At 66.6% G+C, this 22,971-nt stretch carries 25 protein-coding genes; 14 read left to right on the forward strand and 11 right to left on the reverse strand.

The genetic code is table 11. The annotated features are described in order from the left end of the window. On the reverse strand, positions 1-369 hold a 369-nt coding region (locus tag BMZ97_RS22135), incomplete at its 3' end, for a PLP-dependent transferase (protein ID WP_139221286.1). Positions 370-390: 21 nt separating this feature from the next. Between BMZ97_RS22135 and BMZ97_RS22140 the strand changes: the two genes are divergently transcribed. Next, a complete protein-coding gene (locus BMZ97_RS22140) occupies positions 391-990 on the forward strand; it encodes a TspO/MBR family protein (protein ID WP_348272126.1) in 600 nt (199 codons plus the stop codon). A gap of 3 nt (positions 991-993) precedes the next feature. Here BMZ97_RS22140 and BMZ97_RS22145 read toward each other — a convergent pair whose 3' ends face one another. From BMZ97_RS22145 to BMZ97_RS22155, 3 genes are all read right to left on the reverse strand, one after another. Continuing rightward, entirely contained in the window at positions 994-1,368 is a 375-nt protein-coding gene (locus BMZ97_RS22145) for a response regulator (protein WP_069688669.1), read from the reverse strand. 3 nt (positions 1,369-1,371) lie between these two features. Continuing rightward, on the reverse strand, positions 1,372-1,932 hold the full coding sequence (gene hpt, locus BMZ97_RS22150; RefSeq protein ID WP_092174793.1) for a hypoxanthine phosphoribosyltransferase: 561 nt from the start codon (positions 1,930-1,932) through the stop codon (positions 1,372-1,374). Between the two features lie 189 nt (positions 1,933-2,121). Then, positions 2,122-2,901: a zinc-ribbon domain-containing protein gene (locus tag BMZ97_RS22155; RefSeq protein ID WP_092174796.1), complete on the reverse strand. Its 780-nt coding sequence runs from the start codon at positions 2,899-2,901 to the stop codon at positions 2,122-2,124. A gap of 293 nt (positions 2,902-3,194) precedes the next feature. Between BMZ97_RS22155 and ftsE the strand changes: the two genes are divergently transcribed. The 5 genes from ftsE to BMZ97_RS22180 all read left to right on the forward strand — a co-directional run bounded on the left by ftsE (position 3,195) and on the right by BMZ97_RS22180 (position 7,007). Next, positions 3,195-3,854: a cell division ATP-binding protein FtsE gene (gene ftsE / locus BMZ97_RS22160; RefSeq protein WP_092174798.1), complete on the forward strand. Its 660-nt coding sequence runs from the start codon at positions 3,195-3,197 to the stop codon at positions 3,852-3,854. Beyond that, positions 3,841-4,803, forward strand: coding sequence for a cell division protein FtsX (locus tag BMZ97_RS22165; protein ID WP_244546547.1), 963 nt, complete (start codon positions 3,841-3,843; stop codon positions 4,801-4,803). Before ftsE ends, BMZ97_RS22165 begins: the two co-directional genes overlap by 14 nt. A 136-nt stretch (positions 4,804-4,939) precedes the next feature. Beyond that, a complete protein-coding gene (locus BMZ97_RS22170; RefSeq protein WP_175525670.1) occupies positions 4,940-5,695 on the forward strand; it encodes a YdcF family protein in 756 nt (251 codons plus the stop codon). A gap of 50 nt (positions 5,696-5,745) precedes the next feature. Continuing rightward, entirely contained in the window at positions 5,746-6,510 is a 765-nt protein-coding gene (locus BMZ97_RS22175; protein WP_092174801.1) for a lysophospholipid acyltransferase family protein, read from the forward strand. Positions 6,511-6,617: 107 nt separating this feature from the next. Beyond that, positions 6,618-7,007 carry a hypothetical protein gene (locus BMZ97_RS22180; RefSeq protein WP_092174803.1) on the forward strand — a complete coding sequence of 130 codons (390 nt, stop codon included), beginning with the start codon at positions 6,618-6,620 and terminating at the stop codon, positions 7,005-7,007. A gap of 218 nt (positions 7,008-7,225) precedes the next feature. Here BMZ97_RS22180 and BMZ97_RS22185 read toward each other — a convergent pair whose 3' ends face one another. Beyond that, positions 7,226-7,789, reverse strand: coding sequence for a gamma-glutamylcyclotransferase (locus BMZ97_RS22185; RefSeq protein ID WP_092174806.1), 564 nt, complete (start codon positions 7,787-7,789; stop codon positions 7,226-7,228). Between the two features lie 107 nt (positions 7,790-7,896). Here BMZ97_RS22185 and BMZ97_RS22190 point away from each other — a divergent pair, with 107 nt between their 5' ends. Beyond that, a complete protein-coding gene (locus BMZ97_RS22190) occupies positions 7,897-8,949 on the forward strand; it encodes a DUF2125 domain-containing protein (RefSeq protein ID WP_175525671.1) in 1,053 nt (350 codons plus the stop codon). A gap of 75 nt (positions 8,950-9,024) precedes the next feature. Here BMZ97_RS22190 and rpoH read toward each other — a convergent pair whose 3' ends face one another. From rpoH to BMZ97_RS22210, 4 genes are all read right to left on the reverse strand, one after another. Beyond that, positions 9,025-9,921 (reverse strand): RNA polymerase sigma factor RpoH, encoded by an 897-nt coding sequence (gene rpoH, locus BMZ97_RS22195; RefSeq protein ID WP_092174811.1) that lies wholly within the window; start codon positions 9,919-9,921, stop codon positions 9,025-9,027. 214 nt (positions 9,922-10,135) lie between these two features. Further along, on the reverse strand, positions 10,136-11,122 hold the full coding sequence (locus BMZ97_RS22200) for an RluA family pseudouridine synthase (RefSeq protein ID WP_348272127.1): 987 nt from the start codon (positions 11,120-11,122) through the stop codon (positions 10,136-10,138). A 154-nt stretch (positions 11,123-11,276) separates the two neighbouring features. Continuing rightward, positions 11,277-12,956 carry a heme biosynthesis HemY N-terminal domain-containing protein gene (locus tag BMZ97_RS22205; protein WP_092174816.1) on the reverse strand — a complete coding sequence of 560 codons (1,680 nt, stop codon included), beginning with the start codon at positions 12,954-12,956 and terminating at the stop codon, positions 11,277-11,279. A gap of 15 nt (positions 12,957-12,971) precedes the next feature. Further along, the gene (locus BMZ97_RS22210) at positions 12,972-14,948 is read right to left on the reverse strand and encodes a uroporphyrinogen-III synthase (protein ID WP_175525673.1); all 1,977 of its coding nucleotides are present in this window, start codon (positions 14,946-14,948) and stop codon (positions 12,972-12,974) included. A 428-nt stretch (positions 14,949-15,376) separates the two neighbouring features. On the opposite strand from BMZ97_RS22210, the gene tsaD reads away from it, so the two are divergent. The 6 genes from tsaD to acs all read left to right on the forward strand — a co-directional run bounded on the left by tsaD (position 15,377) and on the right by acs (position 20,891). After that, on the forward strand, positions 15,377-16,465 hold the full coding sequence (gene tsaD, locus BMZ97_RS22215; RefSeq protein WP_092174822.1) for a tRNA (adenosine(37)-N6)-threonylcarbamoyltransferase complex transferase subunit TsaD: 1,089 nt from the start codon (positions 15,377-15,379) through the stop codon (positions 16,463-16,465). After that, positions 16,462-17,460: an NAD(P)H-dependent glycerol-3-phosphate dehydrogenase gene (locus tag BMZ97_RS22220; RefSeq protein ID WP_092174824.1), complete on the forward strand. Its 999-nt coding sequence runs from the start codon at positions 16,462-16,464 to the stop codon at positions 17,458-17,460. Before tsaD ends, BMZ97_RS22220 begins: the two co-directional genes overlap by 4 nt. 13 nt (positions 17,461-17,473) lie before the next feature. Further along, positions 17,474-18,004 carry a L,D-transpeptidase family protein gene (locus BMZ97_RS22225; protein ID WP_244546548.1) on the forward strand — a complete coding sequence of 177 codons (531 nt, stop codon included), beginning with the start codon at positions 17,474-17,476 and terminating at the stop codon, positions 18,002-18,004. Between the two features lie 24 nt (positions 18,005-18,028). After that, entirely contained in the window at positions 18,029-18,358 is a 330-nt protein-coding gene (locus BMZ97_RS22230; RefSeq protein ID WP_092174829.1) for a hypothetical protein, read from the forward strand. After that, positions 18,358-18,765, forward strand: a complete 408-nt coding sequence (locus BMZ97_RS22235; protein ID WP_092174832.1) for an EVE domain-containing protein — start codon at positions 18,358-18,360, stop codon at positions 18,763-18,765. Before BMZ97_RS22230 ends, BMZ97_RS22235 begins: the two co-directional genes overlap by 1 nt. A 173-nt stretch (positions 18,766-18,938) precedes the next feature. After that, positions 18,939-20,891, forward strand: a complete 1,953-nt coding sequence (gene acs, locus BMZ97_RS22240) for an acetate--CoA ligase (protein ID WP_092174834.1) — start codon at positions 18,939-18,941, stop codon at positions 20,889-20,891. A 232-nt stretch (positions 20,892-21,123) separates the two neighbouring features. On the opposite strand, the gene BMZ97_RS22245 is transcribed toward acs, so the two are convergent. Next, positions 21,124-21,582 carry a Fur family transcriptional regulator gene (locus tag BMZ97_RS22245; protein WP_092174837.1) on the reverse strand — a complete coding sequence of 153 codons (459 nt, stop codon included), beginning with the start codon at positions 21,580-21,582 and terminating at the stop codon, positions 21,124-21,126. A 310-nt stretch (positions 21,583-21,892) separates the two neighbouring features. Here BMZ97_RS22245 and BMZ97_RS22250 point away from each other — a divergent pair, with 310 nt between their 5' ends. Further along, complete coding sequence (locus BMZ97_RS22250) at positions 21,893-22,132, forward strand: metal ABC transporter permease (RefSeq protein WP_092174840.1); 240 nt, start codon at positions 21,893-21,895, stop codon at positions 22,130-22,132. A 4-nt stretch (positions 22,133-22,136) separates the two neighbouring features. On the opposite strand, the gene BMZ97_RS22255 is transcribed toward BMZ97_RS22250, so the two are convergent. Then, entirely contained in the window at positions 22,137-22,943 is an 807-nt protein-coding gene (locus tag BMZ97_RS22255; protein ID WP_092174842.1) for a transglutaminase-like domain-containing protein, read from the reverse strand. Positions 22,944-22,971 lie beyond the last annotated feature (28 nt).

The following is a 22,971-nucleotide window of genomic DNA, read 5'->3' on the forward strand; positions in this document are numbered from 1 at the left end:
GACGATCAGCCCCCAGCGCGTCGCTTCGGTCAGGAGCCAGGCGCGCAGCGCCCAGTACATCACCTTGGAGGCGACGACATGGTCGCCCGGCGACAGTGCCTGGAAGACGGCGGTCGCCGCCGCCATGCCGGAGCCGAAGAGCAGCGCGCCGGCCTTGGCTTCCTCCAGCATGGCGAGCACGCTCTCGGCCTCGCGGATCGTCTCGTTGTCGGGGCGGCCATAGACGAAGCCCGAGGAATAGGCGTTGTCCTCGTCGCGGATATAGGTCGTGGCGATATGGATCGGGGTGACCACGCCCTTGGTCAGCGGGTCGATCTTGCCCATGGCCTGCGCGGCGAGAGAGCGGGGATGGAGCGAGCGCTTGGACATGAGGCGATCCCGAATGGTTCCATGGGTGACGAGAACGGCCATCTGGAGCAGGGCAGGCAGGTGACGCAAGTGCGCGGCCTTGCCGGGGCCGCGCGCCTGCCCCATTTCGTGCGCATGAGCGCCCCGTCCGCACCCCGCACCCATATCTCCGGACCCTGGCGCAATGCGCTGATCGCGATCGTCCCTGTCGTCGTCGCCTCGATTGTCGGCAGCGCAGTGACCGTGCCGCAGATCCCTGGTTGGTATGCGGGCCTCGCCAAGCCGGTCTTCAATCCACCGAACTGGGTGTTCGGGCCGGTCTGGACCCTGCTCTTTGCGATGATGGCCTATGCCGTCTATCGCATCCTGCGTCTGCCGGCGGTGACGCCGGGCAAGGCGCGGGCGCTCTGCGTCTATCATGTCCAGCTCGCGCTGAACCTGCTGTGGTCCTGCGTTTTCTTTGGGCTCAATAGCCCGGTTGGCGGAATCCTGGTGATCCTGCCACTGCTGGCGCTGGTTCTGACGACGATCGCGCAATTCCGGCCGCTTGACCGGCTTTCGGCCGGTCTGCTCTGGCCCTATGCGGCCTGGGTTTCGTTCGCGGCGCTGCTCAACGTCTCGATTTGGTGGCTAAACAAATAGGCTTTAGCCGATCGAGCGCTCGATGACCTTCATCACGGTCGCGCGCAGGTCGGCGATGGTGAACGGCTTTACCATGACCTCGGAGATGATCGCCTCCAGGCTCTTCGCCCGCTCGCGCTGCTCGGCATAGCCCGTCATCAGCATGATGGTCAGTTCGGGGAACTCCTGCTTCGCCGCGAGGGCAAGCGCGATCCCGTCCATCAACGGCATGCGGATATCCGTAAGCAGCAGGTCGAAGCGGCCCTTCTCGGCGATCAGGATATCGAGCGCCTCGGCGCCGTCGGCCGCCATCAGGCAGGTATGCCCATCCATGGTGAGGCCGCGCGCCACGAGCGTGCGCAGGGGTTCCTCGTCATCGACGACCAGAATTCGCGACATCGTTCAGATCCCGGGCAGGCCAGCCTGATCGGCGGTCTCGATGACGCCGACATAGGGTAATTGCCGATAGGCATGAGCAACGTCCATGCCATAGCCGACGACGAAATAGTCCGGGCATTCGAAGCCGATATAATCCGCCTTGATGTTGACGGCGCGCTTGCCCGGCTTTTCCAGCAACACGGCGCTCGAGACCTTGGCGGCTCCGCGCGCCGACAGCAGATCCTTGGCGAAGGCGAGCGTGCGCCCGGATTCAAGAATATCGTCGACCAGCAGCACCTCGCGGCCGCGCACGTCGCTTTGGACGTCGCGCAGGATCTCGACCTGGCCGGACGAGATCGTGGCGTTGCGATAGCTGGAGAGGTGCACGAATTCGACTTGCGGGGTCATGCCGGCGCGATGCATGGCACGGATCAGGTCGGCGACGAACATGAAGCTGCCCTTCAGCACTGCCACTACGAGCAGATCCGGCGGCGAATTCGCCGCGATCATCCGCGCCATTTCCTCATTGCGCTGCGCGATCGCGCCTTCGTCGTAGAGCACCCTGATGCGCCGGGCTTCAGCCATCGTCTCGTCGTCCTTTCGCGGCTGGCCGGGAACCGGCCAGCCTTTCGGCGCAGAATGTCGCGCGGTTCGTCTTTCAGGCAGGTTTATAGCATCCACCTGGATCGGCCAGAGGCTCTATTCGCCTAGTGCATTGTGTAAGAAAGGTGGGCGCCGGCTTTTCGCAAGAGCAGTGCTTTCAAGAGCAGTGCTTTAATGCGCGCTGGCGAGGCCTGCCGGCTTGGCCGAGGTGAAGCGTACCAGCACGGATTTTCCGGCCTCGGGCGGGGAGGCGAGCCTGGCACGGAAGCGGACGAGCTCGGCTGGCTCCAGGCTCGGTCGCGGCGGCTCGGTCGTCCATGTGTAGAGTGTCTGGCCGGCGGCATCCTTGACCGCAACCTCGATCGGCGGCATCGGCGCTCTGCCTTTGCTGATATTGGTCACGTCGCCCTCGACGACAAGGAAGCGATTCTGCCCGTCTTCGACCAGCCCGCTTTCGACCGCGCTCCAGCTGAGGCCGCGGACATTGATGGGAAGGCCGAGCTTCTCGAAGACGATGGCGAGCTGCGGTGCGCCACGCACGGCGAGATTGCGCTGCCAGACGAGGAGGCCGAGCAGCGCTGCGCCGCCAAGGCCGAGTGCGACGAAGGTTGCAGCATGGCGCGGGCGTGGTTGGCCGGTCTGGGCGCCGTTCGCCGGGGAGTGCTTGCCTTTGCCGGGCTTGCGCGGCTGCGGTGGGAGGGCCTCGACCGTGTCCGTGTGTTCGGAGGCGACGGCGCTGATCTGCGCGTCGATTTCGCTGGCGCGCTCGAGCTCCTCGTTCAGGAGGGCCTGCGTTTCCGCCGCGCTCGGAGCCTCCGGAAAATCCTCCTGCGCCGGGTCGACATGCCACGAAGTCTGGCAGGAGGCGCAGCGAACCTTGCGCCCGGCCGGGCCGAGCTTGGCCGCGTCGAGTTCATACCGGCTGGAGCAGGATGGACAGACGATCAGCATGGGCTTGCCAGGCTCGCTCCTTGCCTTGCGTTGAATAGTCTTGGCGTTGAACAGTCTTGCCGTTGAACAGTCTTGGCCGGCCTCGCCAGGAAGCCTTCACCGCGCGCCATCGCGGTTCAAGCTCCGTTACCCATGGTTGCGGGCGCCGTTCTCCATTGAGCCGATTTATGGTTAACGCCTCGTGAAGAACCTGTGCGCCAAGGTGCCTGTCGCTCACGTCGCATTCCGGGGCGGCGCGCTTGAGGTGTAGGATCGCAAGCGAGATTCGCAATGCGGCTCGAAGGGATGGCGGTTTGGTTCGGTTCGAGAATGTCGGCCTGCGATATGGCATGGGCCCGGAGGTGCTGAAGGACATCAACTTCAGCATCGCGCCGCGTTCGTTCCAGTATCTCACCGGCCCTTCGGGCGCCGGCAAGACCACGCTGATCCGTCTCGTCCTGATGGCGCTGAAGCCGACGCGGGGACTGGTCAACCTGTTCGGGCAGGATGTCTCGCGCCTGGACGCGACGACGCTGACCGGCTTTCGCCGCCGCATGGGCGTGGTGTTCCAGGATTTCCGCCTGCTCGATCATCTCACGCTCTATGAGAATGTGGCGTTGCCCCTGCGCGTGCTTGGCAAGGAAGAGACGAGCTATCGCGCCGAGGTCGTCGAACTGCTCCGCTGGGTTGGGCTGGGCGAGCGCATGCATGCGGTGCCGCCGGTCCTGTCGGGCGGCGAGAAGCAGCGCGCCGCGATCGCTCGCGCGCTGATCAGCCGGCCTGAATTGCTGCTGGCCGACGAGCCCACAGGCAATGTCGATCCCGGCCTAGGCCGGCGCCTGCTCCGGCTGTTCATGGAGTTGCAATCGCTGGGCACGGCGGTGGTGATCGCGACGCATGATCTTGCGCTGATGGAGCTCTACGACGCGCCGCGTCTTGTCCTCGTCGACGGGCATCTGCATGTCGATGCATGAAGCCGACAGCGATGAAGTCGGACATGACGGGCTGGCCTTGCCGCCGAACCTGCGGCGTGACCAGCCTCTGGTGCCGCTCGATTCGGTGGCGGGGCGGGCGCTGATGGCGGTCATCGCTATCCTCACCTTCCTGGCGGCGTTGAGCGCCGGCGCGGCCGTGCTGGCGGCGCGCGCCTCGGAGCAATGGCGCGGCGCGGTCGCCAATGAGATGACGATCCAGATCAGGCCGGATTCGCGCCGCGACATGGAGGCGGATCTTTCGCGGGCGGTGGCGATGGCGGCGGGCGTCGCCAGCATCGAGACGGTCCGCGTGGTGCCGAAGGCGGAATCGGACAAGCTGCTCGAGCCCTGGCTCGGCACGGGGCTCGACCTCGTCGAATTGCCGGTGCCCCGATTGATCGTGATCAAGCTGAGTTCGAATGTCGGGCCGGATCTTTCCACTTTCAGCGCTGCGCTGCGCCACGAGATCCCGAGCGCAATCCTCGACGATCACCGCCTCTGGGTGCGCCGGCTTTCGACCATGGCGAGCACCATCATCCTGTCCGGCGCCGCCGTCGTACTGCTGGTGCTGACGGCGGCTGCGCTCGCCGTCGCCTTCGCCACGCGCGGCGCCATGGCCGGCAGCCGCGACAGCGTCGAGGTGCTGCATCTTGTGGGGGCCGACGATGCCTTCATCGCGCGTGAATTCCAGAGCCGCTTCGTCAGGCTGGGCCTGAGGGGCGGCGCGATCGGTGGAGCGGGTGCGATTGTCGTGATCGCCCTGCTCGGCTTCGTAGCATCGCGCTTGGGCGCGGCGCCCGAGGCAGAACAATTGCAGGCTTTATTCGGGGCTTTCGAGATTGGCTGGTCGGGCTATGTCGCGGTGATCATGGTGGCGGCAGTCGTGGCGGCAATCGCGGGGCTCGTCTCACGCTTCACGGTGCGGCATTATTTACGCGCGTTGGCTTAACAAGCCTTAACCCTTGTGGCGGCAGGAATGCCGAGCCCGCCGCCGTTATGCCCGATTGGCGGTTTAACCTAACCAAGACATGGTGATGATCGGAAGCAGTCACGAGCATCTGCTGGCAGGACGAAACGAGCGATCCATGGCGCCCGGGCAGTCCGGCATGCATGCGGCCGGCTGGAGTTGGCCAAGGCGTCTGGGATGGCTCCTGGGCTGCCTGCTGGTTGCCGCCTCCGTGGCGCTCGGATTGGGCTATGCCGAATTCGCCTCCGGAATCGAGCCGCGGGAGCCTGTCGCCGTGCCGCGTACGGACGCGATCGTCGTCGTCACCGGCGGCTCGCAGCGTATCGGCGACGCCATCGGCCTGCTCGGTGCCGAGCGCGGTTCGCGCCTGCTGATCAGCGGCGTCAATGAGAAGACGAGTCGCGAGGAGCTCGCCAAGCTCAACCCCTCGGCGCGCGAGCTGCTCGCTTGCTGCGTCGATCTCGACTACCGCGCCCGCAACACCATCGGCAATGCCATCGAGACCCGCCGCTGGGTCCGCCAGCATGAATTCCAGTCGCTTTTGGTCGTAACCTCGAACTACCACATGCCGCGCGTGCTGGCCGAATTCGCCCATGCGATGCCGGGCGTGCGCCTTGTGCCGCATCCGGTCGTGACCGACCAGATCGACACCACCGGCTGGTGGCGGAGTTGGAACACAGTCCGGCTGCTCGGGCCCGAATACGGCAAATATCTTGTCGCGCGCCTGCGCAGCGCCTTCGAGGGAGATCCCGAGACGTCGCGGCTCTCGGTCATCATAGGCGGCCGCAAGCCGGTTTCGCCGAAGCCCGCGGGGTTGCTCGGGCCAGACTATGAGAAGCGTACGCGCCTGCATGACCATCGCAACAACGCCTGATCCGCGTTCGCACGCTTGACGGCGGCGAGCTGACGGGGTCTTTGCGCGCCATGCTGATCCTGCGCTCCCTGCTCGCCAATGTCGCGTTCTACGTCAACCTGTCACTCTGGCTGGTGTTTGCGGCATTTCCCGCTCTGCTGCTGCCGCGACGCTACCTGATGAAGGTCGCTGCCGGCTGGTCCCGCAGCGCGCTGTTCCTGATGCGGCTGACGTCGGGCACGGGCCTTGAGATCAAGGGGCTCGAGAATATCCCGAGCGGTGGGCTCATCGTCGCGTCGAAGCACCAGTCTTCCTGGGAAACCTTCGTCCTGATCGGGCTGTTTCCCGATCCGGTCTTCATCCTGAAGCGCGAACTGACCTGGATTCCGTTCTTTGGCTGGTGCCTGCTCAAGCTCAGGATGATCCCGGTGGATCGCGGTGGGCGGGCGCGGGCTCTGGCCCAGGTCACGCGGCGCTCGCGGATCGAGATGCGCGAGAACGGGCGCCAGCTCCTGATCTTTCCGGAAGGCACGCGCCGGCCGGCCGGGGCTCCGCCCGACTACAAATACGGCGTTGCGCATCTCTATGCCGATCTCAACGTGCCTTGTGTGCCCGTCGCGCTGAATTCCGGCCTGTACTGGCCGCGCCGCAAGTTCCTGCGCCCGCCAGGCACGATCCGCCTGACATTCCTGCCGGCGATTCCGCCAGGGCTGAACAAGATGGAGTTCCAGGCACTGCTGCAGGACAGGATCGAGACGGAAAGCGACCGGCTGCTGGCACTGGGGCGGAGCGAACTGGCCAAGCTCGGTCTCGATCCGCTGGCGAAAGGCTCCTGACAGCAGCTGTCAGCAAAGCCGACTGACCAAGCCGGCTGACCGGGCCGTCGGCCCTTGACAGTTAGCGTGTTCGTTCTCATTTTGTTCTGGAACAAAAGGAGGAACGGATGGCCGCTCTCGCCTATTCCCACGCCGATCTTTTCGCTGACGAGCCCGTGGTCTCGGCGCGCGAAATGCCGCTGCGCAGTACGGCTGGCCTGTCCGAGCGTCGTTTCACCGCCTGGCGCGGACGTTCGGGCCGGCGCTACGTCGCCTCGGTCTTCACGGTCTCGGACGATCACGCGCTCGGCTTCACCGATGCGGTGCTGCTGGCGGTCTCGCCGGATCGCCAGATTCTTGCCGCGCGCGACAGCGGGCCGTTCGGGGTCGAGGCGGCGCTGACGCGTTGGCGGCAGGCGGTGACGCAAGCCGGCGCGCGCGAAATCCATGTCCATCTGCTGGCGGAGGACGGCATGAGCCGCCGCGCGGCGCTGCTCGACCTGATGCCCGAGGTTTGAGCCGATATCAGAGCATTTTGTTTTGACGCGTTTTCTCCGCGCAAACGCTTCGCGTTTGTCGCGGGGGAACCGGCATCCACTTCGCTCGAAAACGCTCTAGAGCCGGATGATTTCAGACGGGATCACGAAGCGACCCCGTCTGAAATCATCCGGCTCTCATCTAAGAGATAGCGCAGGATCAATGCGAAAAAACGGTTCCCACTTTTTCGCATCCTGCTCTAGAGCGGCGGGCGCGGCTCTCCGAGGCCGGGTGCGAGTTTTTGCGCGAGATCGGCGAGGACAGGATCGAAGACGCCCATCTTGCGCAGATGCTCATGGGTCTGCAGCACATAGTCCGGGTTCTCGCCCGAGCCGCCGCGCCCGTTGCGCACCAGCTCCAGCACCTTGTCCGGCGGCAGCCGCCCGGCATATTGCAGGTGCCTGCGGTCGGCGACATAGACCAGCGCCTTGACGTTGCGCCCGTCGTCAAGCCGCACCGGCATGTGGCGCTCGAGATAGACCGCGGTCGCCTGTTCGCGGGCGCGCAGATAGGTCACGGTCTCGGCCGCCTCACGGGCTGCGACCCGGAAGGCGAGGCCGCGGCAGATGCCGCCGCGATCGAGGCCCAGTACGAGGCCGGGACGTTCGGGCGTGCCGCGATGGACATGCGAGAAGATGCAAAGCGAACGGTGGTAGCCGTGCAGCCGCGCGACGACGCTTTCCTCAAAGGGAAAACCCGGCCGCCAGATCAGCGAGCCATAGCCGAAGACCCAGAGATCGCCCGCACCGAGATCAGCTGTCATCGTCACCCCATAATTTAGCCGTGGCAGCCTGCTTGATGGGCGCACTGGCGTCCTTGCTCGGCGGCAGCTAACAATCCGCTCGCTTTTTCGCAATGGACTGCCGCCGTATGACCGATCTTGCTCCCACGCGTCGCCGCAGCCGGTTTTGGCTCTATGCGCCCTTCGTACTGCTCGCATTATTGGCCGCCGCCTGGAGCGGCTTCTGGTTCGTGGTGCGCGGACGCGTCGCCGATGCGGTCGATACGGCGCTGGCGCGCGAGGCTGGGCTCGGCCGCAGGTGGAGCTGCCTGGACCGTTCGATCAGTGGTTTTCCGTTTCGCGTCGAACTGCGTTGCGCATCGCTGGAACTGACCTCGACGCGCTGGGGCGATGCGGTGAAACTGCAGACGGGCCCGAGCCTGGCGCTCGGACAGATCTATTCGCCTGGGCTCGTCATTGTGCAGATCACCGGCCCGCTGCAGGCCAGCCTGCCCGAGGGCCGCAAGCTCGATCTGGCCTGGGCCCGGCTTGAGGCCAGCCTGACGCATAATGGCACGGCACCCCAGCAGGTCTCGCTCGTCATGACCGAGCCGAATGCGACCCTCGCCGCACCGGGCCAGGCCAATGAAGCTTGGCGCGCGGCCAGCCTTGAAATCCATCTGCGCCGCAATCCGACACGCCCGGCGAGCGATCAGGCCACCGATCTTGCCATCAGCACCAAGGGTTCCGTCCTGCCCGCGCTCGATGCCCTGCTCGGCATGAGTGAGGCCGGCGATGTCGACATCCAGGCGACCCTGACGCAGGCCGAGGCCTTCAAGCTCGGTTTCAATCCCGATGCGCTGGAGCGCTGGCGCAGCGCTGGCGGGCAGATCGAGTTGACGAAGCTGGTCTCCGTCAAGGGCCCGGCCCGCGTCGAGGCGAGCGGCCTGCTGCTGCTCGACCAGACCCATCGTGTCTCCGGGCAGATCCAGGCCTCGCTCGCCGGCATCAGGCAGATCGCCGGCGTTCCGGTCGGGGGCTTGCTCGGGGGTCTTGGAGGCCTGCTCGGCGGCAAGGCCAGCGCGCAGGCGCCGGGTGCGGCGCCCGGCCTGACAGCGTTGCCGCCGGTCGTGCTGCGCGAGGGCCGCGTCTATCTCGGGCCGATCCGACTGCCGGTCCAGCCGCTCCTACCCTTGTACTGATCTTGCCCTTGTACTGAGGCGACATGAAAAAGGGGCGCAGCGCGCCCCTTTTTTGTGCTCATGAACGGCGGCGGATCACGCCGCCGGCAGTGCCGCGCGCGGCGCCTCGATGCGGGTCAGGGCCTTCTTGACCGCATCCTGCACCTTCTCGAAGGCGCGCACCTCGATCTGGCGGACGCGTTCGCGCGAGACGTTGAACTCCTCGGAGAGCTCCTCCAGCGTGATCGGGTCCTCGGCCAGCCGGCGCGCCTCGAAGATGCGCCGCTCGCGCGGGTTCAGGACATCGAGCGCCTCGCGCAGGGCCGAGTGGCGGTTGTCGCTCTCCTGCGATTCCGCATAGCGGCGCTCCTGGCTCTCGCTGTCGTCGACCAGCCAGTCCTGCCATTCGCCATCGCCATCCTCGCGCAGCGGCGTGTTCAGCGAGGCGTCGCCGCCGAGGCGGCGGTTCATGTCGATGACGTCCTGCTCGTTGACGCCGAGCTTGGTGGCGATGGTCTTGACCTGTTCGGGGCGCAGATCGCCCTCGCCAAGCGCCGAGATCTTGCTCTTGGCTTTGCGCAGGTTGAAGAACAGCTTCTTCTGGTTGGCGGTGGTGCCCATCTTCACCAGCGACCAAGACCGCAGGATGTATTCCTGGATCGAGGCCTTGATCCACCACATTGCATAGGTCGCAAGCCGGAAGCCCTTGTCGGGCTCAAAGCGCTTGACCGCCTGCATCAGGCCGACATTGCCTTCGGACACGACCTCGCCGATCGGCAGGCCATAGCCGCGATAACCCATGGCGATCTTGGCCACGAGCCGCAGATGGGACGTAACGAGCCGGTGCGCCGCATCGCGGTCGCCATGCTCGCGCCAGCGTTTCGCCAGCATGAATTCCTCGTTCGGTTCCAGCATCGGGAACTTACGAATTTCGTCGAGGTAACGTGACAGTCCGCCTTCCGCGGACATGACGGGCAGCGACGCAATCGCCATGCTCGTTCTCCTTCTTGGCCCCCGCTTCGCGGCAAACCAACCGCGCGATCAACCTTCGCGCAGGCTTTGGACGTCGTGAAAGATACAACGCCGGAACCGGCTAACGGTTCGGCGTTGTTTCAAGCCACGTGCGGCGCCCCTTAGCCATCCGCATCCAACACGCACTCTATGCCAAGACAGCTTGGCGGAAAATGGGCAGGATGGCGAGATTGCCTCACAGCCTCGCGAGTTCTTCTTGCAATTTTGCAAACTCAGGCGGCGGCTCGGATTCGAAAAGCAACTCTTCGCCCGTGGCGGGATGAGCAAAACCCAGTAGCGCCGCATGCAGCGCCTGCCGTCCCAATTGCGCCAGCGCCAGGCGGGCCGGCTCGGGCAGGCGGCTCGCCTTGGTCGCGAAGCCGGAGCCGTAGAGCTGGTCGCCGAGCAGGGGATGGCCGAGATGGCTCATATGGACGCGGATCTGATGCGTGCGGCCGGTCTCGAGCCGGCACTCGACCAGGCTGGCGAGCGCCTCGGTCTCCTCCCGCCCCTTGAGCAAGGCGGGGTAGCGTTCCAAGACCGTGAAGTGGGTGATGGCCTCGCGCCCGCGCTCCTCGCCCACGACCATCATCTTTTCGCGGTTCTTGTTCGAGCGTTCGATATTGGCCTCGATCGTGCCGTGCGCTCGGCGCGGAAAGCCCCAGACAATGGCGAGATAGGCGCGCTGGAGCGGGCCGGTGCGGCCATGATCGGCGAACTGCTTCGCCAGGCCCTGATGGGCCTTGTCGTTCTTGGCGACGACGAGGAGCCCGCTGGTGTCCTTGTCGAGCCGATGCACGATGCCCGGTCGCCTGACGCCGCCAATGCCTGAGAGGCTTTCGCCGCAATGGGCGATCAGGGCATTGACCAACGTGCCGTCCTCATGGCCGCCGGCAGGATGCACGACGAGGCCGGCGGGCTTGTCGATGACGATCAGGTGCTCGTCCTCGAACACCACGGTGAGCGGGATGTCCTGCCCCGCCGGGGCAGGGGGCTTGGCCTCCGGCATGATCAGCGTCAAAGCGTCGCCCTCAACGACCTTGCGGCTGCCGTCGGTTGTGACCGCGCCGTTCAGGCTGACGCCGCCATCCTTGACGATCTGCTGCAGGCGGGCGCGCGAGATCTCGCCGGCCAGCAAGGCGAGCGCCTTGTCGAGGCGCGCGCCGGCCTGTTCGGCTGTCACATGCAAGGTCACGCCCGCAGGCGGGGCGGTCTCAAATTGGCTTGGCTGCGATGTCATGACCGACGCTATAAGCGCCCGGGCCGAAAGCCGCACTTCTTTTCGCACGCGCCTTGCGTCGCGTGCGAGCGGGCTTGCCTCAGCCGACGATCTTGCCTCAGCTGAAGATGCGGAACTTCGCCTTCTTCTCCTCGACGATCTGCGCCTCGTCCGGTCCCGGATCGTCGGGCGCATGCGAGACGGGGAAGATCACGGGCGTGGCGCGCGCGTCGCCCTTCACCGGTGCCGCGTCGGGTTTGGCTGCGGCCGGCTTTGGCTCCACGGCAGATTTGGGCTCCACGGCAGGCTTTGCCTCCGCGGCGGATTTGGGCTCCGCGGCAGGTTTGGCCTCCTCGGGCGGCGTGGGCGCCGGCATGGGCTCGACGATAACCGGCGGCGGCATGGCTGGAATGCCGGCAGGTTCGGTCGTCACGGTTTCGGCGCGGGCCTCGATCAGGGGCGTGGAATCGTCGAGATCGGCCAGGACGTCGTCGAGCGCCGGAGCATGGCTGCCGAGCGTGGCGGGCGGCACCGTCCAGACGAAGGCATCGAGCCGGCCCGAAATCGGCGAGACCGGCAGCCATTGATCGGAAACCAGCCCGTCGGCGACCCAGGCGGCGTCACGCGGTGCGCGGGTCGCCCGCGCCAGCCATTCGCGCACCTTGCCGGCTGCACCGTGCTCGGCCTCCTCGAGCTCCGCCATTAGCAGGCAGGCGCGCACCGAGGCGCCGCCGGCGAGCAGCGGCTTCAGGGTCGTGCGGGCTTTGGCGAAATCGCGGGCGTGGATGGCGGCGCCGGCAAGTGCCAGCACGCCTTCAGGGTCGGCCGGGCGCAATTTCGTCAGCGTGATCGCGCGGTTGAGCCGGTCCTGGGCGCTGTCGCCGGAGCGGACATCGAGATAGGCGGCGGCGATGTCGGGATGGGAGACCTCTTTCCAGGCCGCCTCCAGGATCTTGGAGGCTTTGCGGATGTCGCCGCGCTCGGCCAGCATGCGGCCCGCCAGCACCGCGGCCGGCGTCAGGCCGGGCGCGAGCTTGGTCGCCTCCAGCGCGGCGGCGAGCGCCTTTTCCGGCTCTCCGTCACGGGCCTGCAGGGCTTCCGCCGCGAGCAGCACGGCGCGCTGGCGCTTGGCCTCGGCCTTCTCGGCCAGCCTCAGGGCGGCGCGGCGTTCGACGGCGGTGCGCGCCGCCTGCCAGTCGCCGGCGCTGGTGTGGAAATCGAGCAAGGCGTCATTGGCCCAGGCGAGCGAGGGCGAGCGGCGCACGGCGTCGTCGGCGAAGGCGCGCGCGGCGGTCATGTCGCCGCGACGCCTGGCCTCGACGAAGAGGCCGCGCAGGCCGAGCACGCGGGTCTCGGGCTTGTCGAGCATGGTCTTGAAGGCGGCTTCGGCCCGGCCGCGATCGCCCGAGAGCTGGGCGGCCTGCGCCTCCAGCAGCAGGGTCAGGGGCTCGTTGCCGGAGAAGCGGCGGGCATCGACGGCGTGGCGGCTGGCGGCGATGGGGTCGCCCGCGCCGATCGCGACCATGCCGCGCGAGACAGCTTCAAAGCCGCGGGCGCGGCGGCGTGCCCGCGAGGCGAAGCTGAAGGCCGAGGGCAGGCCGAGCACGAAGCGCGCAAGCGCCCAGGCGAGCATCGCCAGCATCGCCAACACGACGACGCCGATGGCGGCGATCGCGACGCTGGTTTCGATGCGGTAGCCCTGCCACAGAATCGAAACCTCACCGGGACGATCGGCGAGCCAGACGGCGCCGACGGCGAGGCAGGCGAAGACAAGGAGATAGAGCAGAACCCGAACCATGAACTCTATCCTCCGTCAGCCCGCCGCGCCGAGCGCGGCGATGGCATCCTGTGCGATTTTTGCAATCGCGGCATCTGCCTGGGCTCGTTTTTGCAAAGCCGCGCCGAAATCGGCGCTGGCGCGCCGCGCCGGCTCGGGCAGCTGGTTCCAGAGGCCGGCTGCCACGACGATATTCCCGCTCGCCAGCGCGTTCTCCAGCCGGATCAGCAATGTGGCGGGATCATTGGAGCCGGTGTCGCCCACGGGGCGGATCGTGACGATGCGGCTGGCGAGCCCGAGCAGGCGGTCCTGCCAGTTGGCGGTCGCCGGCGTCATTTCCCTGGCGAACATGGCCCGCTGCTCACGGAATTGCGCGAGCAGCGCGTCGCGGGTCGGGGCGCCGGTCGTCGCGACCGCGTTCAGCGCCGCGATCTGCTCGGGCGCGCCGCCGCCCTTGGCGAGCGCGGTGACATCGCCGGCGAAGGGCTGCCCCGAGGCGATGGCGCTCTGGATGCGTTCGGCCAGGACGATGCGAGCGGCGGCAAGAGCCTGCGGGCTGGGGGCGGAGGCGGTCTTGGCGAGGGTCTCGACCATGCCGAGCCGCTGGCCGAGCGCATTGGCGGCGGCTTCGGCGCGCTGGGCCTGGGCACTCAAACTTGCGATGGCACCGGCATCGGCGCTCTGGGTACCTTGCGCCTTCGCCTGCTCAACGAGCCGGGTCGCGGCGGCCTGCGCCTCCGTCCCGGCCTTGACGGCGGCCTCCGCCTTGCGGTCGAGCGCGGTGGTGGCGCCTTGCAGGCTGTCGATCCGGGCGCGGAGCTCGGCGATCTGCGCGACGTCGACGGCAGGCGTCGCGCGGCTCCAGGCCAACATGGTGAACCCGGCGCCGACCACGCCGCCGACGATGCCCGCGAGCGCCAGGGCAGGCCAGGGCAGGCGCGATCTCGTCTCTGGGAGAGATGGTGTTCCGGTAGCGCCGGGGTGATGCGATCCTTCGTCGCCGGGGCCGGCATGCCCGGTCGAGGGCTTGGCCTCGGGCGCGGCGAACTCTTGGGGCAGCGCCTCGGTCGGCAGCACAGCCTCGGATGCGGCTGCGCTTGCGGTCGCCGTGTCCGGGGCGGATGGCGTGGTGTCCCGCGCCTGTGACGACGTATCCCGTGCTGTCAGATCGATGGTCGGCGGCGTGCGGCGAGCACGGCCACGCTTCATCGCTTCAGCGTCGGGCTCGTTCATCGGGCCTGTCTCCGTCTCGACGCCTGTCGTCGCAGCCGGTTCGTCTCTAACATCGTCGCGCAGGCGATTGCGAGCGGACACTTGATCGAGGGCGGCGAGCAGGCCCGCTTCCTCCGGATGCTCGGCGACCAGAACCGTGCTGGCTCCAGCCGTGATCAATGGCGCCGCAACGTCTGCCGAGAGCGCGACATGGGTCAGCGCCAAGGCAGGCTCTGCGAGGCCAGCCTCCCGCGCCAGCGCCAGGAAGGTTCGGGCGCCGCGCGGGGAATAATGCAGGGCGGCATCGACCTTGCCATCGCGTAGGGCCTCGGCTGCATTGGCCGGGAGCGCGGTCACTGCCTCGGCTGCATAAGCCGTCCAGATCGTCACGTCGTAACCGGCGTCCCGCAAGCGCTGCGGCACATCCTCATGGTTGTCGCGGCCGGCGATCAGGAGCAGCCGCGACGGCGGCGGCACATTGCGGCTGATCAGATCGATCAGGTCATGGCGATTGCCGTCGGCGCTGCGGGCATCGGCATAGCCGGCTTCGCGGGCCTTGCCGGCGGTGCGCGCGCCGACGCTGAAGACGGGCAGGTTGCGCCAGCCCAGGGGCGCGTCGGCAAGCGCGCCAACTGCATTGGCGCTGGTCAGGACCAGGGCGGAGAAATCTCCGACCGGCGCAGGCTCAGGCAGGCGCACGATTGTGAATAGCGGCGCGATCAACGGCTCGCAGCCGCGCGCGGCAACCGCGCGGGCGCTGCGCTCGGCATCGGCCTGCGGCCTCAGGACGAGTATGCGCATGCGGTCTCCTCTCGCGCCGGGTATCATCAGGCAAGGCTCCCATCTGAAGCATGAACGCCTGGACTGCGCTCGTGTTCGCCGTCGAATTGGTTAGCGATCGCGGCTGGGCCGCCATTCGGACCGATGACGATGCAGCTCGGGGTTTTGTCGCGGAGCGAGGTTGCGATTTCGGCCATGCCTCAGGTCCCCCCTCAAATGGCCGCTCTGCCGGCGGCTTCGGATATGTCGTCCCAGACCGGCATCCCGGACTCGGTAATCCCAGACTTGGTATTCCAGACTTGCATCCGGGCTGCATAACGGCCTCTTGGCCTTATGCTCGCTCGCGCACTATACGGGGGAATTCCCGGCGCGAAACTGCCGGTTCTTCACGACCGAATTCCTGCGCCCGCCTATTCCGTCACAGCTGCTGCGAGACCAACCGGCCGATCATGCGAGTTTTGGGCATAGAGACGACTTGTGACGAGACCGCGGCTGCGATCGTCGAGGTCACGCGCTCCGGCGAGGCAAAAATCCTGTCGAACGAGGTGCTGAGTCAGATCGCCGCACATGCGGCTTTTGGCGGCGTCGTGCCGGAGATTGCGGCGCGTGCCCATGTCGAGGCGATCGACCGCATCGTCGGCAGCGCCTTCGCGCGCGCCGGGCTCAAGCCCGCCGAGATCGATGCGGTGGCGGCCGCCGCCGGTCCGGGGCTCGTCGGCGGCGTCATGGTCGGGCTGACCACGGGGAAAGCCATTGCGCTGGTGACGGGCAAGCCCTTCATCGCGATCAACCATCTCGAGGCCCATGCGCTGACGGCGCGACTGACCGACGATCTCGCCTTTCCCTATCTGCTGCTGCTGGTGTCGGGCGGGCACACGCAGTTGCTCGCCGTGCGCGGCGTCGGCGACTATCTCAAGCTCGGCGGCACGATCGACGACGCCGTCGGTGAGGCCTTCGACAAGATCGCCAAGATGCTGGGCCTGGCCTATCCGGGCGGCCCTTCGGTGGAGCGCGAGGCGGAGAAGGGCGATCCCGAGCGCTTCGACTTTCCCCGCCCGATGAGCGGCCGGCCGAATCCGGATTTCTCGCTGTCTGGCCTCAAGACGGCCGTGCGTCTCGTCGCCGAGCGGATCGCACCCTTGTCGGATCGCGATGTCGCCGATCTCTGCGCCTCCTTCCAGGCGGCGGTCGTGGATGTGATGGTCGACCGGACACGGGCCGGCCTGCGCGCCTGCCGCGCCGCCGGTATCACGCCGTCGGCGCTGGTCGTGGCAGGTGGCGTCGCCGCCAATCAGCCGATCCGGCGCGGGCTGACGCGGCTTGCAACCGAAGCCGGCCTGCCGATGGTGGCGCCGCCGGTCGCGCTCTGCGGGGATAATGGCGCGATGATCGCCTGGGCCGGGTTGGAGCGGCTGCGCCTGGGGCTGATCGACGATATGAGCGCGGTCGCGCGCCCGCGCTGGCCGCTGGACGAGCTCAGGCCGCAAGATCTCGTACCGCAAGATCTTGCGCCGCGCGACGCCAAGGCTGGGGAATGAGCGGGCACACGGCCTCTTCCGTCATCGGCATCGTCGGCGGCGGCGCCTATGGCACGGCCCTGGCGTTGGCCGCAGCGCGCGCGGGCCGCGAGGTCCTGTTCTGGGCTCGCGATGCGGCGACAATCACGGCGATCCGGGAGACCCGCCAGACGCCGCATCTGCCAGGTGTGATCCTGCCGGAGGCGATCGCCGCGACATCGTCGCTTGCGGCGTTGAGCGCCGCTGGCGCCTTCGTGGTCGCGGTGCCGACGCAGAGCCTGAGGCAGGTCTGCGAGGGGCTGGCGCAGGCGCTGCCGGCCGGCCGGCCGGTGATCTCGGCTGCCAAGGGCATCGAGCAGGCGACCGGCCTGTTCACCACGCAAGTGATCGCGCAGGCCTGGCCCGGCTCGCCGGCTGCGATCCTGTCGGGTCCAAGCTTCGCCGCGGATATCGGGCGCGGCCTGCCCACGGCGGTGACGCTTGCCGCGCGGGACGCCGATCTGGCACGGGCTCTGGCCGAGGCGCTGAGCTCCTCGGCTTTCCGCATCTATCACAGCGCTGATCCGCGCGGCGTCGAGATCGGCGGAGCGGCCAAGAACGTGCTCGCCATCGCGGCCGGAATCACGATCGGCCTCGGCTATGGCGAGAGCGCCCGCGCCGCGCTGGTGGCGCGCGGTTTCTCCGAATTGCGCCGCTTCGGTGAGGCTTTTGGCGCGCAAGGCGAGACGCTGATGGGGTTGTCGGGGCTCGGCGATGTCGTGCTGAGCTGCGCCTCGCCGCAATCGCGCAACTTCGCCTTCGGCCTGGCGCTGGGGCAGGGGCGGCCGATTGCGGAAGCCTCGGGCGGCAAGCTGGCGGAGGGGGCGTTCACCGCCTCGGTGCTGGCGCGCATTGCGCGGGAGCACAAGGTCGAGATGCCGATCGCGGATGCGGTCGCGGCGATCATCGCAGGCGAGATCGGCGTGCGCGAGGCTGTGGCCGGGCTCCTGGCACGACCGATCCGCGCCGAGAATTGAGGCGGGCCGGAGCGTGCTGAAGCGAGCTGCGGTCTTGCTCTCCGTCGGGCTCGTCCTTGCCCTGGGCTTGGAGGTCTCGCAGTTCTTGCGAGTGACGCCGGTGCTTGCAGCTCAAAACGAGCAGGCGACGCGTGTCGTGATCGAGAAGGGTAGGCGGAGGCTGACGCTGGAGCGAGATGGCCAAGTGCTGGCGCGCTATGCGGTGGCCCTCGGCTCAGACCCGGTTGGCCAAAAGCAGAAGGAGGGCGACGGCCGCACTCCGGAAGGCGTCTATGCTGTCGACTTCAAGCATCCGCGCAGCCGCTATCACCTGGCCCTGCGCATCTCCTATCCGGATCAGCAGGCGCGCGAGACTGCGCTGCGGGCCGGTGTTTCGCCCGGCGGCGACATCATGATCCACGGCATCCGCAATGGCCTCGGCTGGCTCGGCTGGCTGCATCGCAACCGCGACTGGACGGATGGCTGCATTGCGGTCACCAATGCCGAGATTCGCGAGATTTGGTCGCGTGTTCCGGATGGGACGCGCGTGGAGATCCGGCCGTGAGACGGTGGGACGAAGGAGGCGGCAATGGCCAATGACTGGTCCGACCTGACGAAGCGCGTGGCGCGCGGCATCGCCGAAGTCCGCAAGACGACGGGCTCGGAGCTCGTCGCCGAGAGCCTGCCGGTGGCGCTGGCGGGCCGTGTGCCGGCCGGCCCCGTGATCCAGCATCGCCGCCGCCGCGCCGAGGATACGCATCGCTTCGTGCTGATCCTGCCTTTCGGCGAGGGCGAGGTCCGGGTCGAGCTTGATCCGCAGGACTACGCCGCCCTGACGCGCGAGATGGTGCGGTTCTGGAACGAGCAGGGGCAAGCGGCCTCGAAACCGCCGAGCCCGATGAAAGAGGAAGAGGCCTGATGGCACATTGGCTGATCAAATCCGAACCGGTGAAATGGTCCTGGGAACAGCAGGTCGCGGCCGGTGCCAAGGGCACGCATTGGGACGGCGTCAAGAACCATACCGCCAAGCTCAACCTGATGGCGATGAAGCAGGGCGAACAGGTCTTCTTCTATCACTCCAATGAGGGGCTGGAGGTCGTCGGCATCGTCGAGGTGATCAAGGAGGCCTATATCTGGATTCCGGGCGAGCCCTGGGTGCTGGTCGACTTCAAGGCGGTGAAGCCGTTGCCGAAGCCGGTGACGCTGGCGCAGGTCAAGGCGGAACCGAAGCTCGCCAAGATGTCGCTCGTCACTTCGTTTCGCCTCTCGGTGCAGCCGGTGACCGACGAGGAATGGGCGCTGGTCTGCAAGATGGGCGGGCTTTGAACCCCGGCGCGGCAGCCGAAAGTCTTTGAAACGAAAGTGCGAGGCCATCCAGCTTGCCGCCTTGGCTGCCGGGACTATGATGCAGCGCATTCAAACCAAGCGGACGAGGCGAATCCCGCGATGCGCCCCCGAAGCCGCAATTCAGACGGCCCAGGTCTGGGGAGACGCCTACAATGTCCGAGACGATCTATGATGTGCCCGCCGCCTGGGCCAAGAAGGCGCATCTGAACGACGCCAAATACAAGAAGATGTATGCGGCTTCGATCAAGGATCCCGACAAGTTCTGGGGCGAGCAAGGCCAGCGCATCGACTGGTTCAAGCCCTACAGCAAAGTCCGCAACGCCAGCTACAAGCCCGGCAAGGTCTCGATCAAATGGTACGAGGACGGCACCACCAACGTCGCCTATAACTGCGTCGACCGGCATCTGGCGACGCGGGCCAAGCAGACCGCGATCATCTGGGAGGGCGATGACCCCTCGGAATCCAAGAAGATCAGCTACGGCCAGCTTTATACCGAGGTCTGCAAGTTTGCGAACGTGCTGAAGGCTAACGGGGTCAAGAAGGGCGATCGCGTCACCATCTACCTGCCGATGATCCCCGAGGCGGCCTATGCGATGCTCGCCTGCGCGCGTATCGGCGCGATCCATTCCGTGGTGTTCGGAGGCTTCTCGCCCGATTCACTGGCGAGCCGGATCGAGGACAGCGATTCCAAGATCGTGATCACTGCCGATGAGGGTTTGCGCGGGGGCCGTCCCGTGCCGCTCAAGAAGAACGTCGATGCTGCCGACCCCAAGGTCAAGGGCGGCATCGGCAAGGTCATCGTGGTCAAGCGCACCGGCGGCAATGCTCATATGGTCGACGGCCGCGACGTCTGGTACCATGACGAGGCTGCCAAGGTTTCGGGTCATTGCCCGCCCGTTGAGATGAAGGCGGAGGATCCACTCTTCCTGCTCTACACCTCCGGGTCGACCGGCAAGCCCAAGGGCGTGCTTCACACGACGGCCGGCTATCTCGTCTACACCTCGATGACGCATCAATACGTCTTCGACTATCATGATGGCGACATCTACTGGTGCACGGCCGATGTCGGCTGGGTCACCGGACACAGCTACATCCTCTATGGCCCGCTCGCCAACGGCGCGACGACGCTGATGTTCGAGGGCATCCCGACCTATCCGACGATCTCCCGCTTCTGGGAGGTGATCGACAAGCACAAGGTCAACACCTTCTACACCGCGCCGACCGCAATCCGCTCGCTGATGGGGGCGGGCGAGGAGCCGGTGAAGAAGACCAAGCGCAAATCGCTGCGGTTGCTCGGCTCGGTCGGCGAGCCGATCAACCCGGAAGCCTGGGAGTGGTATCACCGCGTCGTCGGCGACAGCCGTTGCCCGATCGTTGACACCTGGTGGCAGACCGAGACCGGCGGCATCCTGATCACGCCGCTGCCGGGCGCGACCAAGCTCAAGCCCGGCTCGGCGACGCGGCCCTTCTTCGGCGTCAAGCCCGAGATCGTCGATGCCGAGGGCAAGATCCTGGAAGGCGCCTGCGAGGGCAACCTCGTCATCGCCGAGAGCTGGCCCGGCCAGATGCGTACGGTCTATGGCGACCATAAGCGCTTCGAGGAAACCTATTTCGCCACCTATCCGAACAAGTATTTCACCGGCGATGGCTGCCGGCGCGATGCCGACGGCTATTATTGGATCACCGGGCGCGTCGACGACGTGATCAACGTCTCCGGGCACCGCATGGGCACGGCCGAAGTCGAATCGGCGCTGGTGGCGCATCCCAAGGTCTCGGAAGCCGCGGTTGTCGGCTATCCCCACGACATCAAGGGGCAGGGCATCTACGCCTATGTCACGCTGATGGCCGGCGAGACGCCGAGCGAGGAGTTGCGCAAGGATCTGGTGTCCTATGTGCGCAAGGAGATCGGCCCGATCGCCTCGCCAGACCTGATCCAGTTCTCGCCCGGTCTGCCCAAGACCCGCTCGGGCAAGATCATGCGCCGCATCCTGCGCAAGATCGCCGAGGACGAGTTCGGCGCGCTCGGCGACACCTCGACCCTGGCCGATCCGGCGGTGGTCGACGACCTGATCGCCAACCGGCAGAACAAGCGCAAAGCGGGGTAAGGCGGGAAGGCCGCTTCGACGTCATGCTCGGGCTTGTCCCGAGCACCCACGTCTTGAACTCGACCTTCGACCAACGAAGGCGTGGATGGTCGCCACAAGAGCATTGCGCGAAAAAGTGGGTACCGGTTTTTCGCGTGAGCGATGCTCTCAACTTTTAGAATCGATCACGTCGCATTCGGACGGCATCGTCCGAATGCGACGTGATCTGGGGCGATCATGACGGAAAGGCGCGTCAAACGTCTTTTTTGACGCGCTTCCGCCCAGCCTTGGACAGCTTGCGCCCATAAAGCTCGAGCCGGTGGCGAACGATCTCGTAGCCCAGCTCGGCTGCAATCTTCGCCTGCAGCGCCTCGATCTCCGGCGATGAGAATTCCACCACCTGGCCGGTCTCGACATCGATCAGATGGTCGTGATGCTGCTGGTCGGCATGCTCGTAGCGCGAGACGCCGTCCTCGAAGGCGTGGCGCTCGATCGCGCCCTGCGATTCCAAGAGCTTCATGGTCCGGTAGACCGTCGAGAGCGACAAGGTCGGGTCGTGCGCGAAGGCGCGGGTGAAAATGCCCTTGGCGTCGGGGTGGTCGTGCGCCTCGGCGAGAATGCGCAGGATCAGCCGGCGCTGCTGCGTCATCCGCAAGCCCGCTTGCTTCAACTGGCCCTCGAAAATGGCCACGCGCTGCTCGATTCCGATCATCGTCCGCAGATAGCAAGGCTGCGACGCATTTGCAAAATAGGCTTAATGCAAATCACTTGCAATTGTTTTGACAGATGCAAATCGTTTGCAATAGCCGTTGGAGAGATTTGATAGCCGGCAGGAGAGAGCATGCGTCCGCGTCGTCATTTCATGGGTCGGTATTTCTTGGGTCTGTGGTCGGCCCTCGCTGTCATGGGCGGTCTTTGCGCCGCGGCAGTTCCGGCGCTGGCGCAGCTGGCGCCGGGCAAGCCGCTGCGCGTGGTCACGACCTTCACCATCATTCAAGACATGGCGCAGAACGTTGCCGGCGATGCTGGTTGCGCCCGGCGCCATCGGCTATCTGGCGACGCGGCAGTTCGACCGGATGCTGCTGGTCGCTGTCGGCGCCGCGACGCTGTCGAGCGTCTTCGGCACCATCCTGAGCTTCCATCTCGATGCTGCCACCGGCCCCTGCATCGTGGTGGTGCAGGCCGCCTTCTTCCTGCTGGCGCTCGCCGGCAATCTGATGCGGGCGTCGCGGCGAGCGAGCGCGGTTCAGCCAGCCGGCTGAGCTTTCAGGCGGCCTGCTGGTCGGCCTCGTCCAGCAGGCGCACCACGGTGATGCTCTGGTTCAGGCATTGGCAATTGTATTCGCTGGTCAGGAAAGCGATGTCGGCGGCGTCGCGCCCGCTTGCGATTCTGACCAGCCCTTCGACGGGGGCAAGCCGCGTCGGGTCGACGAGCCACCAGCGCCCGCCGAGAAACACCTCGTAGACGGCGTGGAAATCCGGGGGATCGAGGTCGAGCGCGTAGGCGCTGACCGCGCGCGCCGGGATGTTCAGGGCCCGGGTCAAGGCGATGCCGAGATGGGTGAAGTCGCGGCAGACGCCGGCCCGATCGATGAAGGTCTGCTCGGCGGTGGTCAGTGCGTGGCTGACGCCATGGACATAGTCGAGATGGGTATGGAGCCAGTCGAGGACGCTGAGAACGCGCGCACCGCCGCCCTGGACCATGCGGAACTCGCGCTGGGCGAAGCGCATGAATTCGTCGGAGGGGCAGAAGCGGCTGGGCAGCAGGTAAGGCAATACGTCGCGGGGCAGTTCCGACCAGTCGTGCTGGCGGGCGCTGGCTGAGAGCGGCGCCCGCATGCCGTTATCGACGATGGCGTTGTACCGGATCTCGACCTGGCCGGAGAGCGCCGCGCGAAAGCGTCTCTCGCCTGTCGTGGGATCCTCGTCGCGGATCAATGCGGCTCCCGGCGTGACGCTGAGCTCTTCCGAAAGGATCACCTGGTCGGGCGAGCGGGCGGCTTCGAGCGCGGCGATGATCTGTGTCGCGCCGCCAAAACCATAGGTCAGCGTCGCCGCGATCGAGAGCTTCATGAAATTCCCCGAGACGTGCGTGTGAGAA

It is taken from the genome of Allobosea sp. OK403 (genome assembly GCF_900113835.1).
Taxonomy (GTDB): Bacteria; Pseudomonadota; Alphaproteobacteria; order Rhizobiales; family Beijerinckiaceae; genus Allobosea.

Bases quoted from the DNA above. Each gene is read 5' to 3' on its own strand.
- BMZ97_RS22180 (WP_092174803.1), top strand. From the start codon at position 6,618: ATGGCCGCTCTCGCCTATTCCCACGCCGATCTTTTCGCTGACGAGCCC.
- BMZ97_RS22235 (WP_092174832.1), top strand. From the start codon at position 18,358: ATGGCACATTGGCTGATCAAATCCGAACCGGTGAAATGGTCCTGGGAA.
- BMZ97_RS22165 (WP_244546547.1), top strand. From the start codon at position 3,841: ATGTCGATGCATGAAGCCGACAGCGATGAAGTCGGACATGACGGGCTG.
- BMZ97_RS22155 (WP_092174796.1), bottom strand. From the start codon at position 2,901: ATGCTGATCGTCTGTCCATCCTGCTCCAGCCGGTATGAACTCGACGCG.
- BMZ97_RS22220 (WP_092174824.1), top strand. From the start codon at position 16,462: ATGAGCGGGCACACGGCCTCTTCCGTCATCGGCATCGTCGGCGGCGGC.
- acs (WP_092174834.1), top strand. From the start codon at position 18,939: ATGTCCGAGACGATCTATGATGTGCCCGCCGCCTGGGCCAAGAAGGCG.
- BMZ97_RS22140 (WP_348272126.1), top strand. From the start codon at position 391: ATGGGTGACGAGAACGGCCATCTGGAGCAGGGCAGGCAGGTGACGCAA.
- tsaD (WP_092174822.1), top strand. From the start codon at position 15,377: ATGCGAGTTTTGGGCATAGAGACGACTTGTGACGAGACCGCGGCTGCG.
- rpoH (WP_092174811.1), bottom strand. From the start codon at position 9,921: ATGGCGATTGCGTCGCTGCCCGTCATGTCCGCGGAAGGCGGACTGTCA.
- hpt (WP_092174793.1), bottom strand. From the start codon at position 1,932: ATGGCTGAAGCCCGGCGCATCAGGGTGCTCTACGACGAAGGCGCGATC.
- BMZ97_RS22170 (WP_175525670.1), top strand. From the start codon at position 4,940: ATGGCGCCCGGGCAGTCCGGCATGCATGCGGCCGGCTGGAGTTGGCCA.
- BMZ97_RS22250 (WP_092174840.1), top strand. From the start codon at position 21,893: ATGCTGGTTGCGCCCGGCGCCATCGGCTATCTGGCGACGCGGCAGTTC.
- BMZ97_RS22230 (WP_092174829.1), top strand. From the start codon at position 18,029: ATGGCCAATGACTGGTCCGACCTGACGAAGCGCGTGGCGCGCGGCATC.
- BMZ97_RS22175 (WP_092174801.1), top strand. From the start codon at position 5,746: ATGCTGATCCTGCGCTCCCTGCTCGCCAATGTCGCGTTCTACGTCAAC.
- BMZ97_RS22190 (WP_175525671.1), top strand. From the start codon at position 7,897: ATGACCGATCTTGCTCCCACGCGTCGCCGCAGCCGGTTTTGGCTCTAT.
- BMZ97_RS22205 (WP_092174816.1), bottom strand. From the start codon at position 12,956: ATGGTTCGGGTTCTGCTCTATCTCCTTGTCTTCGCCTGCCTCGCCGTC.
- BMZ97_RS22185 (WP_092174806.1), bottom strand. From the start codon at position 7,789: ATGACAGCTGATCTCGGTGCGGGCGATCTCTGGGTCTTCGGCTATGGC.
- BMZ97_RS22210 (WP_175525673.1), bottom strand. From the start codon at position 14,948: ATGCGCATACTCGTCCTGAGGCCGCAGGCCGATGCCGAGCGCAGCGCC.
- BMZ97_RS22255 (WP_092174842.1), bottom strand. From the start codon at position 22,943: ATGAAGCTCTCGATCGCGGCGACGCTGACCTATGGTTTTGGCGGCGCG.
- BMZ97_RS22145 (WP_069688669.1), bottom strand. From the start codon at position 1,368: ATGTCGCGAATTCTGGTCGTCGATGACGAGGAACCCCTGCGCACGCTC.
- BMZ97_RS22245 (WP_092174837.1), bottom strand. From the start codon at position 21,582: ATGATCGGAATCGAGCAGCGCGTGGCCATTTTCGAGGGCCAGTTGAAG.